Annotated in this window: 16 protein-coding genes; 8 read left to right on the forward strand and 8 right to left on the reverse strand. The window is 52.5% G+C overall.

Features of this window, described 5'->3' with window-relative positions; translation table 11 throughout:
* Positions 1–243 precede the first annotated feature (243 nt).
* The 4 genes from ccrud_RS08350 to ccrud_RS08365 all read left to right on the forward strand — a co-directional run bounded on the left by ccrud_RS08350 (position 244) and on the right by ccrud_RS08365 (position 4,528).
* Positions 244–1,059, forward strand: a complete 816-nt coding sequence (locus tag ccrud_RS08350; RefSeq protein WP_245670211.1) for a DeoR/GlpR family DNA-binding transcription regulator — start codon at positions 244–246, stop codon at positions 1,057–1,059.
* The gene (locus tag ccrud_RS08355) at positions 1,056–2,048 is read left to right on the forward strand and encodes a 1-phosphofructokinase (RefSeq protein WP_066566081.1); all 993 of its coding nucleotides are present in this window, start codon (positions 1,056–1,058) and stop codon (positions 2,046–2,048) included. Before ccrud_RS08350 ends, ccrud_RS08355 begins: the two co-directional genes overlap by 4 nt.
* The gene (locus tag ccrud_RS08360; protein ID WP_066566085.1) at positions 2,045–4,096 is read left to right on the forward strand and encodes a fructose-specific PTS transporter subunit EIIC; all 2,052 of its coding nucleotides are present in this window, start codon (positions 2,045–2,047) and stop codon (positions 4,094–4,096) included. The genes ccrud_RS08355 and ccrud_RS08360 overlap by 4 nt, the downstream gene beginning before the upstream one ends.
* Positions 4,097–4,258: 162 nt before the next feature.
* Positions 4,259–4,528, forward strand: a complete 270-nt coding sequence (locus ccrud_RS08365; protein ID WP_066566088.1) for an HPr family phosphocarrier protein — start codon at positions 4,259–4,261, stop codon at positions 4,526–4,528.
* A 345-nt stretch (positions 4,529–4,873) separates the two neighbouring features.
* Here the strand turns inward: ccrud_RS08365 and ccrud_RS08370 are convergent, their stop codons facing one another.
* The 3 genes from ccrud_RS08370 to hflX form a co-directional block, all read right to left on the reverse strand.
* Positions 4,874–5,407 (reverse strand): GyrI-like domain-containing protein, encoded by a 534-nt coding sequence (locus tag ccrud_RS08370; protein ID WP_066566091.1) that lies wholly within the window; start codon positions 5,405–5,407, stop codon positions 4,874–4,876.
* Positions 5,408–5,482: 75 nt separating this feature from the next.
* The gene (locus ccrud_RS08375; protein ID WP_066566094.1) at positions 5,483–6,772 is read right to left on the reverse strand and encodes a uracil-xanthine permease family protein; all 1,290 of its coding nucleotides are present in this window, start codon (positions 6,770–6,772) and stop codon (positions 5,483–5,485) included.
* A gap of 52 nt (positions 6,773–6,824) precedes the next feature.
* Positions 6,825–8,354, reverse strand: coding sequence for a GTPase HflX (gene hflX / locus ccrud_RS08380; protein WP_066566098.1), 1,530 nt, complete (start codon positions 8,352–8,354; stop codon positions 6,825–6,827).
* A 175-nt stretch (positions 8,355–8,529) separates the two neighbouring features.
* On the opposite strand from hflX, the gene ccrud_RS08385 reads away from it, so the two are divergent.
* Both ccrud_RS08385 and ccrud_RS08390 read left to right on the forward strand, forming a co-directional pair.
* Positions 8,530–9,285, forward strand: a complete 756-nt coding sequence (locus tag ccrud_RS08385) for a hypothetical protein (RefSeq protein WP_066566107.1) — start codon at positions 8,530–8,532, stop codon at positions 9,283–9,285.
* Between the two features lie 224 nt (positions 9,286–9,509).
* Positions 9,510–10,049 (forward strand): hypothetical protein, encoded by a 540-nt coding sequence (locus ccrud_RS08390; RefSeq protein WP_066566111.1) that lies wholly within the window; start codon positions 9,510–9,512, stop codon positions 10,047–10,049.
* Here the strand turns inward: ccrud_RS08390 and dapF are convergent.
* From dapF to ccrud_RS08405, 3 genes are read right to left on the reverse strand one after another with little or no spacing between them, the layout of a single operon-like run.
* Positions 10,046–10,879 carry a diaminopimelate epimerase gene (gene dapF / locus ccrud_RS08395; RefSeq protein ID WP_074025483.1) on the reverse strand — a complete coding sequence of 278 codons (834 nt, stop codon included), beginning with the start codon at positions 10,877–10,879 and terminating at the stop codon, positions 10,046–10,048. The two genes, ccrud_RS08390 and dapF, sit on opposite strands and share 4 nt — an antisense overlap.
* A 5-nt stretch (positions 10,880–10,884) precedes the next feature.
* On the reverse strand, positions 10,885–11,793 hold the full coding sequence (miaA, locus tag ccrud_RS08400) for a tRNA (adenosine(37)-N6)-dimethylallyltransferase MiaA (RefSeq protein ID WP_066566114.1): 909 nt from the start codon (positions 11,791–11,793) through the stop codon (positions 10,885–10,887).
* 24 nt (positions 11,794–11,817) lie between these two features.
* The gene (locus tag ccrud_RS08405) at positions 11,818–12,429 is read right to left on the reverse strand and encodes a hypothetical protein (protein WP_245670213.1); all 612 of its coding nucleotides are present in this window, start codon (positions 12,427–12,429) and stop codon (positions 11,818–11,820) included.
* Positions 12,430–12,614: 185 nt separating this feature from the next.
* On the opposite strand from ccrud_RS08405, the gene ccrud_RS08410 reads away from it, so the two are divergent.
* Both ccrud_RS08410 and ccrud_RS08415 read left to right on the forward strand, forming a co-directional pair.
* Positions 12,615–13,982 (forward strand): DUF349 domain-containing protein, encoded by a 1,368-nt coding sequence (locus ccrud_RS08410; RefSeq protein WP_066566118.1) that lies wholly within the window; start codon positions 12,615–12,617, stop codon positions 13,980–13,982.
* A complete protein-coding gene (locus ccrud_RS08415; RefSeq protein ID WP_066566121.1) occupies positions 13,983–15,029 on the forward strand; it encodes a GNAT family N-acetyltransferase in 1,047 nt (348 codons plus the stop codon).
* Positions 15,030–15,525: 496 nt separating this feature from the next.
* On the opposite strand, the gene ccrud_RS08420 is transcribed toward ccrud_RS08415, so the two are convergent.
* Positions 15,526–16,197: an Rv2732c family membrane protein gene (locus tag ccrud_RS08420; protein ID WP_066569753.1), complete on the reverse strand. Its 672-nt coding sequence runs from the start codon at positions 16,195–16,197 to the stop codon at positions 15,526–15,528.
* 54 nt (positions 16,198–16,251) lie between these two features.
* Entirely contained in the window at positions 16,252–17,832 is a 1,581-nt protein-coding gene (miaB, locus tag ccrud_RS08425; protein ID WP_066566124.1) for a tRNA (N6-isopentenyl adenosine(37)-C2)-methylthiotransferase MiaB, read from the reverse strand.
* Positions 17,833–18,037: the final 205 nt, after the last annotated feature.

Consider the following 18,037-nt stretch of genomic DNA (forward strand, 5'->3'; position numbering starts at 1 on the left):
AGCGTGTTGTTAAGCGACCGCCATATTCCACAAGTTGAGACCATGATCACAAGTTAAAGTCTCTCCAGCTCACGGCCGGATTTGATAAAGCTTTAACACCTTCTCCATCATAGTGATTCAGGCCACATAACGTGTTTTTCGGTCGCATTTCTGCAAGTTTTCATGATCTAACCAGGTCTTTTAAGAATTTATGCACAACTTCCACAACCGGAACCAAAACAACACTGGTCAAAAACCAGGCTTATGTCAGAACTCATCATTGAACTCAGCGAGGTAAACATGATCAGCCAAACGGATAGACAACACGAAATTGTGTCTATGCTGGCTCCCACTGGTGCCGTGTCTGTTGGAGATTTAGCTGAGCATTTTGAGGTCACCACAGAAACAATCCGACGCGATCTGCGCATCATGGAATCGCTGGGTCTACTGCAACGAGTGCATGGCGGAGCTATCAGCCCTGAACCCCGGAGCAGTGCTCCCCCACGAGTAGCAGTGACCGGACTACCTCCAGAACCTGAGGCTTTAGAACTTGCATTCAGCGCGGTGTCGCTTATTACTCCTGCGGTGCGCAGCATTTTCTTGGACTCAGGTTTAGCGTGCACCGCGATTGCCACAGTTTTAGGAGACCCACCAGATAATGCCAGGTGGACTGTAGTTACAAGCTCCCCCGGCGCTGTCATTGCACTCTCTGCAGCCACTGGCACCACAGCAGTCATCCTGCATGGAACAGTGCACGCCAAAAGCTCATCCATCATCGGTGCCACGGCGGTGTCCATGGTGTCGCAATTGCGCGCTGATATCGCTTTTATCGAAGTTGATGCGCTACGTGTGGGCACTGATCTATGTACTTTTCACCCGGAAATGATTCCCGTCAAACAGGCCATGATCAAAAGTGCCAGCTTTACCGTTGCGGTTCTCAGCCGAAGAATGCAGCCCGATTACGCACAATCTCCACGTCCTTTCGCCACGCTGGCTGATTTTGATGCACTTGTCACCGATGATTGCTCTCTAGATTTTCCAGTTTTGCCCAACCACAACTTTCAGGTGGTAACCATATGATCATCACATTCACCCCAAATCCAAGCATTGATTCCACGCTTGCGCTCAATGAAGAGCTTGCCCGTGGATCAGTACAACGACTGGCTTCCGTCACGGCTGTTGCTGGCGGCAAAGGCATCAATGTTGCGCACGCTGTCTTGTTGGCAGGGTTTGACACCCTTGCACTTTTCCCTGCTGGCAAGCTAGATCCATTTGTACCATTGGTGCGCGATATCGGTCTGCCTGTGGAAACAGTTGTTATCAGTAACAACGTCCGCACCAACACCACAGTCACCGAACCCGATGGCACGACCACCAAGCTCAACGGCCCCGGCGCGCCACTGAGCGAGGCGAAGTTACGCAGCCTAGAAAAGCTGCTTATCGACGCGCTCCTCCCCGAAACCACGTGGGTGGTCCTCGCGGGATCACTGCCGCCTGGGGCACCACTTGATTGGTATTCGAAGCTGACCACGTTGATTCATGAAGCTCGTCCAGATGTGCGCGTGGCAGTGGATACCTCTGATCAGCCATTGCTGCAGTTGGGTAAAAATCTTGAGCAACCGGGAGCAGCACCGAACCTGATCAAGCCAAATGGTCTTGAATTAGGCCAGCTTGCTGGCACTGACGGCGAAGAGCTTGAAGCACGTGCCGTCCAAGGTGATTACTCAGCAATTATTGATGCTGCAGAGGTACTCGTTGCACGTGGTATCGAACAAGTTCTTGTCACGTTGGGTGCTGCGGGTGCTGTCCTGGTCAATGCTGAAGGTGCGTGGACGGCTACTTCCCCAAAGATTGATGTTGTTTCTACTGTGGGCGCTGGCGATTGCGCTCTAGCTGGTTTTGTTATGTCTCGTTCCCAGCAGAAAACTCTGGAAGAAAGTTTGCTGAATGCCGTCTCCTACGGTTCCACAGCAGCATCGCTTCCTGGCACTACCATTCCGCATCCTGACCAACTCATCTCAGCTGGTGCGAAGGTCACCCAAGTAAAAGGTCTGAAAGGATCAGCATGAATAGAGTCATTAATTCCTCGCTAGTTCGGTTGGATGTCGATTTTGGCGACTCAACCACTGATGTCATCAACAATCTTGCCACGGTTGTTTTTGACGCCGGTCGCGCCACTTCCGTCGATGCTTTGGCTAAAGACGCCCTCGAGCGTGAGTCAAAAGCTGGTACCGGTGTGCCAGGCCAGGTAGCTATCCCCCATTGCCGTTCCGAAGCAGTATCTGAACCCACCTTGGGCTTTGCGCGTTTGAGCAACCCAGTGGATTTCAACGGCCCAGACGGTAATGCCAACTTGGTTTTCCTCATTGCAGCGCCTGCCGGTGGTGGCAAAGAGCACCTGAAGATTTTGTCTAAGCTTGCACGATCCTTGGTGAAAAAAGACTTCATTAAGGCTCTGCAAGATGCCACCACAGAGCAAGAAATCGTCGACGTTGTTGATGCAGTGCTCAATCCGCCTGCAAAGGCAACTCCAGTGGCTTCGGCTGCAGTGTCTGATGCTGGACGCAGTGAGGCCGCGTCGACAAGCGTGACCCGTATCGTGGCAATTACCGCATGCCCGACAGGCATCGCGCATACCTACATGGCTGCGGATTCTTTGACGCAAAACGCTGACGGGCGTGATGATGTTGAACTGGTCGTGGAAACGCAAGGCTCTTCCGCCGTCACACCAGTGGACCCGCAAATTATCGCCGCTGCCGATGCAGTGATTTTTGCCACTGATGTCGGAGTGAAAGATCGCGAACGTTTCGCAGGCAAGCCTGTGATCGAATCCGGCGTGAAACGCGCCATCAACGAACCCGCCAAAATGATCGACGAAGCCATCGCTGCTTCTAAAAACCCCAATGCCCGCAAAGTAACTGGCTCCGGTGTCGCTGCATCCGCAGAAACCACCGGTGAAAAACTAAGTTGGGGCAAGCGCATCCAACAAGCCGTCATGACTGGCGTGTCCTACATGGTGCCATTCGTCGCAGCCGGTGGTCTCCTCCTCGCATTGGGTTTCGCCTTCGGCGGATACGACATGGCCAACGGGTGGCAAGCAATCGCCACCCAATTCTCTCTGACAAACCTGCCCGGCAACACCCTTGATGTTGATGGCGCTGCCATGACCTTCGAGCGCTCCGGATTCCTGCTCTACTTCGGCGCCGTTCTTTTCGCCACCGGACAAGCCGCCATGAGCTTCATCGTGGCAGCACTCTCCGGCTACACCGCATACGCACTTGCAGGCCGCCCCGGTATCGCGCCGGGCTTTGTGGGTGGCGCAATTTCTGTCACCATCGGCGCAGGCTTCATTGGTGGTCTTGTCACCGGTATCCTTGCCGGCTTGATCGCACTGTGGATCGGATCGTGGAAGGTACCACGCGTGGTGCAATCGCTTATGCCAGTGGTGATCATTCCGCTGCTGACTTCCCTCGTGGTTGGTCTCGTGATGTACCTCTTGCTGGGACGCCCCCTTGCCTCCATCATGATTGGTCTGCAAGATTGGCTCTCCTCCATGTCCGGATCCTCCGCAGTCCTGCTGGGTATCATCCTTGGCCTCATGATGTGTTTCGACCTCGGCGGACCAGTAAACAAGGCAGCATACTTGTTTGGTACCGCAGGACTCTCCACCGGCGATCAGGCATCCATGGAAATTATGGCAGCCATCATGGCAGCCGGCATGGTTCCACCAATTGCCATGTCTATCGCTACTATCCTGCGCAAGAAGCTCTTCACCCCAGCTGAACAAGAAAACGGCAAGTCTTCCTGGCTCCTCGGCTTGGCATTCGTTTCTGAAGGTGCCATTCCTTTCGCAGCATCCGATCCACTGCGCGTCATCCCGGCTATGATGGCCGGCGGCGCCACCACAGGTGCAATCTCCATGGCATTCAATGTCGGATCCCGCGCCCCACACGGCGGAATCTTCGTAGTCTGGGCCATCGAACCTTGGTGGGGTTGGCTCATTGCCTTGGCAGCGGGCACCATCGTATCCACCATCGTTGTCATCGCGCTAAAGCAGTTCTGGCCGAACAAAGCCATTGCCGCCGAAGTCGCAAAACAAGAAGCTCTCAACGCCTAAATCTTTACCTAAACTGGGCTAAACCCGATGTCTGGTCGGACATTGTTTTTACGTCCGGTATCGTGGCAACTAGAGCACTATCTCATTAGAATGAAATGAGATCCACATTAAATCGCTGTGTTGAGCATTTTTAATTCACAGCAACACGAAAGGACACTTTCCATGGCTTCCAAGACTGTAACCGTCGGTTCCTCCGTTGGTCTTCACGCTCGTCCAGCATCCATCATCGCTGAAGCAGCTGCGGAGTACGACGATGAAATCTTGCTGACCCTGGTTGGCTCCGATGATGACGAAGAAACCGATGCGTCTTCTTCCCTCATGATCATGGCCCTAGGCGCAGAGCACGGCAACGAAGTTACCGTCACCTCCGACAACGCTGAAGCTGTTGAGAAGATCGCTGCACTTATCGCACGCGACCTCGATGCTGAGTAAACACCAGCTTTAACGCTTTATTAAAGGCGGTGTCCCCCATCCGATTCGGATGGGGGACACCGCCTTTTGCCTTTAGGTTCGTCTTTTCGTTCACTACAGCCACTGTTTGTTCATTAAGTTCGAGATCACGTTAGCGATATCTTGTGTTCAATACCTTGAGCTCAATTTCTTACTTTCGAGATCGGTACCAAACCCCGATTTTCCGACTCCTCTCGAAAGTAAGAAATTGAAACTGTGCTCTCCAACTTAAGGAATCCGCCACTGCCACTGGAACGCAGAAAACCCCTCATTCCATTCCCTCTCATGAGGCAATGAACAAGAGGTTTCCAGGTTTTCTGACAAAAGCTACACAGCAGGTGCCACCGGAGCTTGGCACACTTGGATATACACCTCAGTGGCTAGTTGATCGCACACTTCAACAGTGGCAGGACCTTCGATATATTCTTCCCAACCAATGCTATTGGAAGGCACGGTGCATCCAAGCTCTTCTACTTCATCGAGGATTTCATCCCAGACTCCCTCGACACCACCATCAACAGGGCCAGAATGGCGACTGTGGATGGTCTTCATGTCTCGGAAGTGGTGGAGTACAACATCATCAATATCTCCGCCTGATTGGCTCAAAGCACCTCGCCGCAGTGATTCTGCTTGGGTGGCGGTCACGGGGAAACCGATCAAAATATCCACGGTGTCGGAAACATCGCCGAAATAATAGGCTCGAGCCGCGCCTTTAGGCTCGACTCCTTCTACGCGGAGAAATTTCTTAATCTCCGCGTATCCACGCTCAAAAAGCTCAGGTAGATCCTCAGAGGAAAGGATTACCCGGATGCCCACAATATCGTGAGCTGGGATCTTCTCAAACTGGGTATCAACAATCAATGTAGATTTCCTAAAAACACTAAATCACATCCCGCACGCGGAAAACGTACGGGCCAAACCGGATCACAAAGTCTACTAGAACGTTGCGTCCTTGCCTTCTCCAAGGGAGAGGTACAGGCGCTTCATGATCGGGTACAAGACAATGATGCCAACGGAACCCCAGGCAATGCCTTCGAGGGTAACACCGAAGACAGTCAAGGTCAGGTTACCGATTCCTGCAACTAAAGCAACAGCAGCCATGGTCAAATTCACTGGGTTGTTGAAATTGACCTTGTTGTCTTGCCAGATGCGAATGCCGAGCATACCGATGAGACCATAAAGAACCAAACATGCACCGCCGAGGACACCGCTTGGAATGGTGAAAATTAGCGCACCAAACTTAGGAATAAATGCCAAAGCAATCGCAGTGAATGCGGCGACCCAGTAGGCAGCTGTGGAGTACACACGTGTTGCTGCCATAACGCCAATATTTTCTGCATAGGTTGTGGTGCCAGAGCCACCGAAACCGCCAGCCAACGTGGTGGCAAAACCATCAGCGATCAGTGCATCACCGGCGAGATCATCAAGATTCTCCCCTGTCATCTCTGATACCGCTTTAACGTGTCCGACGTTTTCAGCGATGAGCACGATAATCACAGGCAGCGTAACCAAAATGGCAGAGAGCTGGAATTCAGGCTTATGGAACTGTGGTAAACCAAACCATGCAGCTTCTTGGATTGTCGCCGCAGCACCTTCTGAGAGGTTGCCGGTTACTGCTGCAAAAACCCAACCGATGACAACACCGATGAGAATACCCAGGCGAGCAATCATTCCGCGGCCTGCAACGGTGGCGATCAAAATGGCAAACAGCGTCACGGAGGCAACCAGAGGCTGTGAGGAAAAGTTTCCAGCTGCTGTTGGTGCCAAATTCAGGCCGATGAGAGCCACAATTGCACCGGTAACAGCAGGTGGCATCACAGCATCGATTACTCGCTTGCCGGCTGCTTTCACTGCGAAACCGATGGTAATCATCACGAGGCCTGCCACCAAGATGCCACCAATTTGTGCGCCCATGCCCTGGGCTTGGGTGGCGGTGAGAGGGGCAATGAAGGCAAAGGAGCTGCCGAGGTAAGAAGGTAGACGGTTTTTGGTCACCAATAGGAACAGAATTGTTCCTAAACCAGAGAACAAAAGCGTGGTGTTGACCGGAAATCCGGTGAGCGTGGGAACCAGGAGCGTGGCGCCAAACATGGCGATCACGTGCTGCATACCGATTCCAATTGTGCGACCCCAGCTCAGGCGCTCTTTAGGAGCGACGACTGCGCCGGGTGCAATTTTTTTGCCGTCTCCGTGGACGGTCCATCCCCATGTTGAAGTCACGAGCACTAATTATCGACTCCCAAGGGGGCTCTTGGGAAATCGACAAGGAAATCTTCTGCTACACAGCAGGTGGCTCTACCGCATATTGCTGCAGCTCTTGGCCCAATTGCTGAGGAATTCGCACATCTATGAGTGTTCCATCTTCCCCATATTCTTCACTCAATACTGTGCCGTATTGGTGAAGCCTGGAGACGATATCACCACGTGTAAATGGAATTTTCAGCAATAGGTGTGCGTCTTTAGAATTCAAGAACAGCTCAATGCGAGCCTCTAGTTCTTTGATTCCTTCCCCAGTCAGCGCGGAGACAAACACCACATCATCAACAGCATGTCGCATTTCTGCAAGCGTGAGCGGATCAGCTTGATCAATTTTATTGACCACAATGATCTCCGGTGGAGGTACCGCACCAGTGGAGCGTACAATATCACTAATCACGGTGTTGACTGCTTCGATTTGCTTCAGTGGAAATGGATCAGAGCCATCCACCACGTGCAGCATCAGATCAGCTTCAACTACTTCTTCCAGCGTAGATTTGAACGCCTCAACCAATGAGGTCGGTAGGTGACGCACGAATCCAACGGTGTCGGTGAAGACAACGTGGCGGCCATCAGCAAGCTCTGCTTTTCTCGTCGTTGGATCAAGGGTGGCAAACAGTGCGTTTTCCACCAGCACGCCAGCGCCGGTCATCGCATTAATCAAGGAGGACTTGCCGGCGTTTGTATAACCGGCGATCGCGATCTGCGGCACCATCGAGCCAGCGCGTTGCGCTCTTTTAATGCTTCTCGACGTATCCAGCCCCGATAGTTCTCTGCGCAGGCGGGCCATATCGGCACGAAGGCGACGGCGGTCTGCCTCAATTTTGGTTTCACCTGGACCACGCAGACCCACGCCACCGTTGGACCCCGCACGACCACCAGCCTGACGGGAGAGGTTGCCACCCCAACCACGCACCCTAGAGATCAGGTATTCCATTTGAGCTAACGCAACCTGAGCTTTACCTTCTCGGGATTTTGCGTGTTGGGCAAAGATATCCAGAATCAACATGGTGCGGTCAATAACCTTGATGTTGAGTTCGCGTTCCAAGGCCACAAGCTGGGAAGGGCTAAGTTCACCGTCGCAGACAACGGTGTCTGCGCCAGTTGCTTCAATAACTTCTTTTAATTCTTGGACTTTGCCGGAACCAATATAGGTGCCGGGATCTGGCTTATCGCGTTTTTGGTACAGCGCATCAATAACCTCAGCACCGGCAGTATCAGCCAAGGCAGAAAGCTCTGCCATGTTTGCATCGATTTCCGCAGTAGTACCTTCGGTCCAGACACCGACCAAAATAACGCGCTCGAGACGCAGCTTTCGGTACTCAACCTCAAATCCATCTGCTACTTCTTCAGCATGGATTTCAGTTTGTTTACGACGCTGCGCATCACGAGCTTCAAGGTCTAAATCACCAGTCGATGGTTCTTCCGATCGGATAAAACCACTGAGATCAAAACCTGAAGTCTCCCCAAGGCTTTCAGGCGTGGTGTTTTTATGACCACGGAAGGCCTGAGCGAGAAGTTCATCATGACTTATGTTTTTCTTTTCATCCATTGTTTATCCATTGTTTCACGTCTGCTGTTGCATAAGCTAGATGTTTTCCAACGCCCCTAGCGATCAAAGCCACATAAACATCTTCAATCCATGCTCTATTCCTCCGATGAGAAGGCGATTTCTCACGTTTCCACAAAAGTGACTATTGCCTGTGCAGAGCGCTAGACTATTCGCCATGACTAGCGATCTGAAGACAATCGGTATGAACTTCGCCCAGTGGCAAGATGCAGTAGAAGCTGCAATTGCTTCGGAGCGGCTCGAGGTAACCGGTGAAGTCCGCGGCGGACAACTCATCCAATTTTCGGATGATTCCGGCGCACAAATTAATATCCTGGCTGTGGAGCCTTTTGCGACTTTCGCCGGGTTCAACTCTGCAACCATCGCTTATGGCCACGTCAGCATGATCAATGATGTGCTCTCACTCATCGATATTATCGATCCTTTCGGCACTCCTGTTGCCACTGTCACCTGCAACCTTGCGCAGGGCCCACTGCTGGTAGATGAGCCGGTACAGCGCTGGCAGCAGCTGCGCATCACTGCTTTGGGCATTGATGTTCAGGTTCATGAAAATGCGGATGCCTATATCCGTAATGGCGGAGAAACCGTGGGCATGCTGGTGTCCGAAGGTGCTGCACAGGTCTCAAGCGGAAGCGGTGCAGTTATTCCAGATGCTTCTGCAGAATTTTCCGCACGCGTCCTATCTGCTGAATACCGCACCAACACCTTGACTGGACAGCGTTTTATTTATGCCTCCGTGGATGGCCTCTTTGCCTTCGATGTGTGTCTTCCAGATGCACCAGAACTGCCAGCTAGAGACAGCGTGCTGTCTGGCAAAGTCATGCTGACTGCTGCTGTGATCCCAACTGAAGTTACCGGTTGTGGCTCAGGTGGAGGTTGCGGTTCAGGAAGCTGTGGTTGCGGCGGACACTAATCGCACTACGTTGAGAGGGATTTAAGGCGCTGCCAAGCACTGTCTTAAACCCTCTCTTTTTATCTAAAAAATTAGCTAGACTGGTGTCTAACGAAGGAAAAATAACTTCACCATTCTTTCCATACACACCGCATTAAAAAATTCAGTGCAATCGTTTACGTATACCGCTAAGGTGACATGACGGGGACTATCATGGAAGAAATACGCAAGGAGGGCTAGATATCATGGAAGAACAACTTCCGTTTGCTAACGGTTCCAAGTCCTCTAAGCTGCCCCTTTTTATCATCGGCTTGTGCTGTCTTTTCTTGGTGCTCTGGCTGAAACTCCCCGGAGTGCTGTTAGCATCACTCATTTTGGTGGCCACATTTAGCGTCATGCGCATGCGTACGTCCACCCCAGAAGTAACTGCACTGCGCACCTCGATTCGCCTGTCGGCTGAAGATATCACTGATGTGCACAACGAATGGCAGATTTTCCTCAGCTCTCCTGATGGCGATGCGCTGGCAGATCGTACCCTTGTGCGTCCTGCGCTCGCAGATCCTGATTGTGGCAATGAAGACATTGAAAAATTCCACTTTGAAATCAGCAATGCACACCGTTTCCTCGGCAGATTAGAAGCTCGACTGCAGCAGACTTTGCTGGTCAGTGAATTGGAAACGCTGCTCAAGGTTACTGATGAGCGGTCTCTAGACCTGCGTGAAACGTGGCTTAACGCGCGTAAAGCGGCCAATAAATTAGGGCCACATTACAAACGTGGTTCTTAGATGGTTAGTTCACCGAGCGCAATAATTGCACTCGGGCCAGTAAGCGTGGAGCCATTTTCGCTAAGTTCAACTTCTACTTCCCCACCAGGAACTTGTACCCAAACGGTTCCGGTACCTTTTCCAGCATCTGCTAAGGCAGCACACGCGGCAGCCACAGTGCCAGTGCCGCACGACCGAGTCTCGCCCACACCGCGTTCCCACACTCGCATGGATACAGTGTCAGCAGATAACTCTGTGACGATCTCTACGTTGACGCCCTGTGGGAAAAACTCTTGATCAAAGCTGGGTGCGTTTAGCTCTAAAGCAGCTAAATCTGCACTGCTTAGCCCAGGCACCACACACGCCAGATGAGGGTTGCCCATATCCACACCAAGGCCTGCAAATACTTGTCCATTCATATCGCACGTAGACAAGCCGGTGACTTCTGGAAGCCCCATATCCACGCGGACACGCGCAGCAGTTGCATTTGCTTCGAGGACTTCTACGTGACGCACCCCGGCGCGCGTGCCAATATCAAAGCTGGCGGAATCGACCAGTCTGCGGGAATAGAGCCAGTGGGCGAAAAGCCGTACACCGTTGCCGCACATTTCTGCCAAGGATCCATCGGCATTGCGGTAATCCATAAACCATAGTGCTGGATCTACCGTGCTGTCTTCAATAGCTGCAGCTTTAACAACGCGGAGAATGCCATCCGCGCCAATGCCGGCTCGTCGATCGCACAGCGCAACAACAGTATCTGGAGTCAGGTTTATGGATGCGTCCACATCGGGAATGATGATGAAGTCATTTTCGGTGGCATGGCCTTTGGCAAAAGGAATCGTCAAATTCACTCTCGCTATTCTAGACCCAAAATCTCCAGAGCTTGCGCGGTGGTGTCTCCGGAAGCATCCAACCACTGCACTCTGTGGTCTCTGTTGAACCAGCTGCGTTGGCGGCGCACATAACGGCGTGTTCCGGTGACAGTGCGTTCTTGAGCTTCCTCCCAGGTCAACTCTCCTGCCATGGCGGCAAGTACTTGGGCATAGCCAATGGCACGGCCTGCTGTGGAGTCTGCGATAAGACCATGGTGTGCCACGAGTTCTTCAACTTCGGCAACAAAACCACGTTCAAACATTAATGCGGTACGCAATTCAATACGCGGGTTAAGCCACTCAGGAGTAGTTCGCAATCCTAAAATGCGTGTCCCCCAACGAGGTGGGGCATCTTTAGGGGGCTGGCTTGCTTGGAATGGCTGTCCAGTTAATTCGATGACTTCCAAGGCACGCACGGTACGACGAGGATCATTGTCTTCAATAATGGCTGCGGCTGCTGGATCTCGGAGCGCTAGTTCCGCGTGGAGTGCTTCGATACCGATCGCTGCCAAGCGCTGTTCAAAACGTGCACGAACGGTGGGATCTGTGGGCGGGAATTGCCAATCATCCACCAAAGACTGCACATACAACATGGATCCGCCCACCAAAATAGGCGTCTTGCCACGTCGCATAATATCTTCCACATCAGCTACTGCATCTGCTTGATACCGGGCCACTGACGCGGTCTCTGTGAGGTCCCAGACATCTAATTGATGGTGTACCACGCCTTCGCGTTCTTCCATGGTCAGCTTTGCAGTGCCAATATCCATGCCGGTATATAGTTGCATGGAATCTACGTTGACAACCTCACCGTCAAGCTTGTGGGCTAGAGCAATGCCCAATGCTGATTTTCCGGATGCGGTTGGACCAACCACCGCGATCGGTGTTACCACGATAAATTTCTCCCTGAAGGTTAATTAGAATGTCCAGCGTGCAACATAGCGTCCCACGCCGTGAGTGTCATCGATATCAATTAGTTCAGCACGCTTTACAGCAGGCACCAAGGCAGCGAGCTCTAGCCAAAGCTGTGGTTCCCGGAGGGAGGCGTCGAAAAGCATCTGCTTAGTGGGGATCTCTCTAGGCGCGCCGGATAACACTGAGCGGCACCACGCATCGGCTGCATCTGCGCCGGACACAAGCGCAGATGGCGCACGCACCGTTAAGCCGGTAGGGCCATCGAGCGCGAGCACGCTCAGCGTATCTGCGGCCAGCTCCCCGAGGTGATCACGTACCGAAGCTACACGCTGTTCAAAGGAACCCAAAGCAAAACGCTGCAGAATCTCCGGAAGATAATACCCCGCAGCTACCGTCACAGACGGTGCGCCCCATGCCCGAAGGCTTCCCGAATGCCCCGTAAACCATGCGGCATCCTGAGAACCAATAAGTTCCACTGCATGCTCATTATTGCCTAGTTCTGCAGCAAAAACCTCACGCACAGCACCCAAGAGGCGGGCACCAGCAGTATCTGCGGGTGCCAGTTGAGGAACAAGCGCAGGGCTTCCAGGCATGATAATCAGCGTTGCATTCACGTGCTCTACCCTATCGTGCTGCACGAGATTGCTGGGTAAACACCTCAATTGATCATGCTTTTTGAAGATAGCGCACCCTATCTGGCTGACACCCCCTATGGCACGCTGTATGTTTATAAGACGTAACTCGAGTTTCGGCGGCCGTGTCGCGCGGCCAGTACGACCCTAGCTTTTAAGGACCTACATTGACTGAGAACCAGACCCCTAGCTCTACCCCTGCACCGAAGCCGGGCCCACGCCCGGGACCAAGGCCAGGACCCCGACCTGGGGCTCAGGTTGCTTCCAAGAAAGCTGCAGCGACCACACCTGCACCGATGATCATTACGAAGACCCTTAATGATCCAGCTAAATATGGTCGCGTGGAGGCAGACGGTTCTGCTTATGTCACCACTTCTGCAGGAGAACGCCTCATCGGCTCCTGGCAGGCCGGCACTCCTGAAGAAGGATTAGCCCACTACGGTTCCCGCTTTGACGATCTGGCCACTGAGGTCGAGCTCATGGAGCAGCGCCTTGTCTCCCACCCTGATGATGCAATCTCCATTCGCACAAAGGCTGAGGAGCTTAAAGCAACCCTGCCAACCATCGCGGCCATTGGTGATCTCGACGGCGTAGAAACCCGCCTGTCCAAGATCATCAATAACTCTGAGGAAGCCAATGAGCGCGCCAAGGAGCAAAAGGCTAAAAACCGCGAGCGCGCCATCGTCCGCAAGGAAGAACTCGCTGTAGAGGCTGAAGCTCTTGCTGAGGAATCCTCCGATTGGAAGGTTGCCGGCGACCGCATCCGCGCCATCTTGGATGAGTGGAAATCCATCCACGGCATCGACCGCAAGACCGATGACGATCTGTGGAAGCGTTACTCCCGTGCACGCGACTCCTTCAACCGCCGCCGTGGCGCACACTTCGCAGAGCTAGATCGCACCCGCGCATCCGCACGCAAGATCAAGGAAGAGATCGTCGAGCGCGCAAACGCATTGAAGGAATCCACCGAATGGAACGACACCGCTCGTGCCTTCCGTGACCTGATGAGCGAATGGAAAGCCTCTGGCCGTGCACCACGCGAAATCGACGACAAACTATGGTCCGCATTCAAGGGCGCCCAGGATTACTTCTTTGACAAGCGCAATGCCGTAGCCAAGGAACGCGATCAGGAATTTGAAGCCAACGCTGCTGCAAAACAAGAACTTCTCGATGCTTATGACTCCCAGATCAACCCTGAGCAGGGCCTTGAAGGCGCACGCACTAAGCTGCGTGAACTGCAGGAAAAGTGGGAAGAAATCGGCTTCGTTCCTCGTGGCGCTGTCCGTGACTTCGAGGAAAAGATCGCTGTTCTAGAAAAGCGCGTTTCCGCTGCAGAAGAATCCCAGTGGCGTCGCACCGACCCAGAAGCTCAGGCTCGTGCAGCTCAGTTCTCCGCCAAGGTTGCTGAGTTCAACGCACAGGCAGATGCTGCTGAGGCCAAGGGTAACTCCAAGAAGGCTGAAAAGCTGCGCGCTCAGGCTGCACAGTGGGAAGAATGGTCCCGCGCCGCACACGAGGCAGTTGACCAGCTCTAAATGAAGTTTTCCAAATTAGCGGACCAGGTCTGGGGCCAAGAACCCGATGATCAGGTCCGCTCCTTTGTGTTCATGTCCAATCTTGATGCACAAGAAACTGCCGGGACCATGGATGTCTCTGTATCAGTGGAACGGATCCACGCCGATCTGGTGGGCAATACCGAACTATCCTCTGAGCTTTATTTCGTACCCGATGAATGGGACGAAGCTTTAGGCTGGGTCAAGCTCAATTATCCCCTAATCGATGACACTGCATCTGCAAGCCTCGATATCGTCCTCGACGCCAACTACCAGCCCCTACCGGGCCAATCCTTTGAGCCCGAGGCCTTAACGCTTATCGACGCCCTCCTCCAGCACGGCGAACAGGCCGCAGCAGCACAACCTTGGCAACGCACCACGTTCCACACGGCCCATATGCACCCTGCTGATGCTAGTGAAGAGTGCGAATACTGCGCAGTGCTGCGTCAACGTGGTTATATCCAAGCCCACGAGGAAATCCAGCAAACCATCCCGCTGGCTGTGCTCGCGATGAAAGAATGGTCGGCGGGAGACTTTACTGTGGTTGAAGTTGAAGGCACTGACTTCCCCACCGCGTTGGTGCCTGGCATCGTGGAACTCCAACACCGAGCAGCACTTGATATCCCCCATGGACAGTTGAGTGTTGCGCCTGCAGAATGGGATGAACACCGTTTGTCGCAGCAGTCCGAGAGAATTCTTAAAACAGGAACTCAGCTCTTCACCGTATTATTTGTGCACGATGAACAGGTCGCTGCGCTGTCCTCCATCGCGATTCCCCCAGGGTCCAACCCAGATGTCGCAGAACAAGGACTAACCATTGTTCATCCCTCATACCGTGGCCGTGGTCTTGGCACCTCGGTGAAATTGGCGGGATTATCATTGCTGGCCAAAAATCACCCAGAAATCCAACGCGTAGCCACCTCAAATGCAGTAGACAACCAGGCAATGCTTGCTATCAACCGCGCGGTGGGAGCAACAGAAATCTCCCGAACTACCCTATGGGAAAAGAAGGAGTGTTCTCAGCGCTAAGCAGTCGGTTGCTGCAAACTTCATAATGCCTTTCAGCTATAAAAATGAAGCCGCCAGGAAAAGGGCCGATATAGCTCATCAATCGTTGCGCTTCTAGGGCTTTGGCTGATACCGCGCTCACTTTCGGCACTATGGATAATCCACGTCGGGTGGGTACTTGTCCTAGAGACCAAGCCAGGTGTTTTTCTAGGGGTCTTTGGTCTCGATCACAAATCCCGAGGCCGGGTTCGCTGACTGCGAATTTGACCAAAAAATTCAGGCGATGTGGGTGCGGTTGGTCAGATCTAACGTTAAGCTTTTGCAGGTTATAAAATTTGCGTCTGAAAAGTGACCTCGAAGACATCGTTTCTGAGCAGCTCAAAGCACCAAATCCATACCAACCACCTCTCTCCCAAAAACTGACCTCTTAAAAAGCACTCTAGGAGCATAAGGAAAAAGCGGTTGATTTCACGTTCATAGTGAAATCAACCGCTTTGGGTTTCCAAGAAGCTTTAAGTTAAGCCTGCTCCCCTTGTGCGTCCTGTTCGCGCTCGCGACGGCGGGCAATGCGCGCACGACGATCATCAACAAGCAATGGGTTATCTTGAGGACTACTCTGCTGCTGTGCAAGCAGAGCACGCTGCGTTGCTGCAACACCATCCAGGTCAGGATTTTCCGCACGCAATCCAGCGATCTCCATCTGACGATCACTGCGAGCCAAAATCACAGAAGACAATCCCCATACCGCAAGAATGGCAGCAATCACGCCACACATCATGCCGACATTGACAAAATTAATCTGGGTGCTGGTCGTTGTTTGACGCATCCAAATAGCAAAGACTGCAAACACTAGCGTGACGCAAGAGAAAATCCATGCCATCCATGCCATCCATGTGCGTTTCAACACCACAGTGCCAAGGGCAAGCAAGAACACTCCGATGGTGCCCAACCAATAAAATCCGTACTCACCAAGTGTGATTCCAGCATCAGCTGCCACATCAGACAAGGTGAGCACCTGCCAGCCCATGACCCCACGAATATGTGGAAGGACAAGCGCTACGGCAAAAAGTACGATTCCCGCGATGAGATACCATTTCTTAGCGCCGAGTTCGAGAGTTTTTGCAGCATCTTTTTCTAATGCCGCAAGCTCTTTTCCACTCAGCTTCTGATCACTCACGTTGTTGTTCATCTCCTCATAGGCGTTCGGCATATGCGCCGACTTAACTATCCTAGCCTGCCATTTTTAGTTCGTGGAGCAGCACGCAGATTCTGTGGCAGGAGCCACCTTTGGAGCACCAATCTGTGGCAAGCCCAAGCCAACACCAATTGGTGCAGTGGTAGGAACTTGGCCGATTGCAGAGTTATCGCCAGCCTTTGTACGACGGTGGGTTTCCACACCTGCGTCTGCGATAAGGAAGAATGGCTTCGCCTCAGTGACAGTGACGGTGACAAAATCGCCTGGGCGGATCTCACCATCAATTTCGCCCTCAGGGGCAAAGTGCACGAGGCGACCATCACGGGCACGACCACTCATGCGCTTGGTGGTGTCATTCTTGCGACCGCCACCTGCTTGCACCAATAATTCCACGGTTGTGCCGATCAGCTTCTGGTTTTCTTCTTCGCAGACCTGTTCCTGCACGACCATGAGGCGCTCATAGCGCTCTTGCACAACTTCTTTAGGAAGCTGATTATCGTATTCTGCTGCAGGGGTTCCAGGGCGTGGGCTGTACTGGAAAGTATAAGCAGAAGTAAAGCGTGCTTTCTTGACAACATCAAGAGTTGCTTGGAAATCTTCCTCAGTCTCACCCGGGAAACCAACAATAATGTCAGTGGTAATAGAAGCATGAGGAATCTTTGCGCGAACCTCATCCAAAATCGCCAAGAACTTTTTGGAGCGGTAAGAACGGCGCATCTCTTTGAGCACCTTGTCAGAGCCAGACTGCAAAGGCATATGCAGCTGAGGGCAAATATTTGGTGTTTCCGCCATCGCATCGATCACATCAGAAGTAAATTCCGCTGGGTGCGGGCTGGTGAAACGGACTCGTTCCAGGCCTTCAATATTTCCGCATGCCCGAAGCAGCTTAGAGAATGCGCTGCGATCACGTTCTAATTCTGGATCAACAAAGTTCACGCCATAAGCATTGACATTTTGTCCCAGCAGAGTTACTTCAGTAACCCCCTGATCCACCAATGCTTGCACTTCGGCGAGAATATCGCCCGGACGACGATCCTGTTCCTTGCCGCGCAGAGACGGAACGATACAGAAAGTACAGGTGTTGTTACAGCCAACAGATACTGATACCCAACCAGCGTAAGCAGACTCGCGCTTTGCAGGAAGTACAGAAGGGAACTGTTCTAGAGAATCAACAATCTCGACCTGTGCGCGGGAGTTATGCTCTGCACGCTGAAGTAACGTGGGCAGGGAGCCAATGTTGTGGGTGCCGAAAACAACATCGACCCATGGAGCTTTTTTCACCACGGTGTCTTTATCTTTTTGAGCCAAGCAACCTCCGACAGCAATCTGCATGCCAGGGTTCTTTTCTTTCACACTGAGCAAATTGCCCAAGGTACCATAAAGGCGCATATCTGCATTTTCACGCACAGCGCATGTGTTAAACACGACTAGGTCCGGAGTGGAATCCTTTGCTGCCGCAACATAGCCCGCTTCTTCAAGCAGACCGGAAAGCCTCTCCGAGTCATGCACATTCATCTGGCAGCCAAATGTTTTTACCTCGTAGGTGCGAGCAGTTCCCTCCCCAGATTCAGCGAGGGAAGCTTGATCGGAATGTTCATTTAACTGTACGTGGTTCATTTGCTGCGTCACGGTAGCTCATTGTATCCCTGTTGCGCGAGCTGACATAAACGCCTTTGGTTGCTCTATTTATATAGTGCGCAGTTCGCTCCCTCAGAAGCCACTTTTTTGATACGAGAAGAAGGCTTAACGAAATTTAACTTGGCTATATTCGCACGCTTATTTAACACGCAATTTCTATCAGTCGATAGGTAAATTTCGGACAGGATCGGTAACC

Origin of the sequence: Corynebacterium crudilactis (assembly GCF_001643015.1) — a bacterium.
Lineage (GTDB): Bacteria > Actinomycetota > Actinomycetes > Mycobacteriales > Mycobacteriaceae > Corynebacterium > Corynebacterium crudilactis.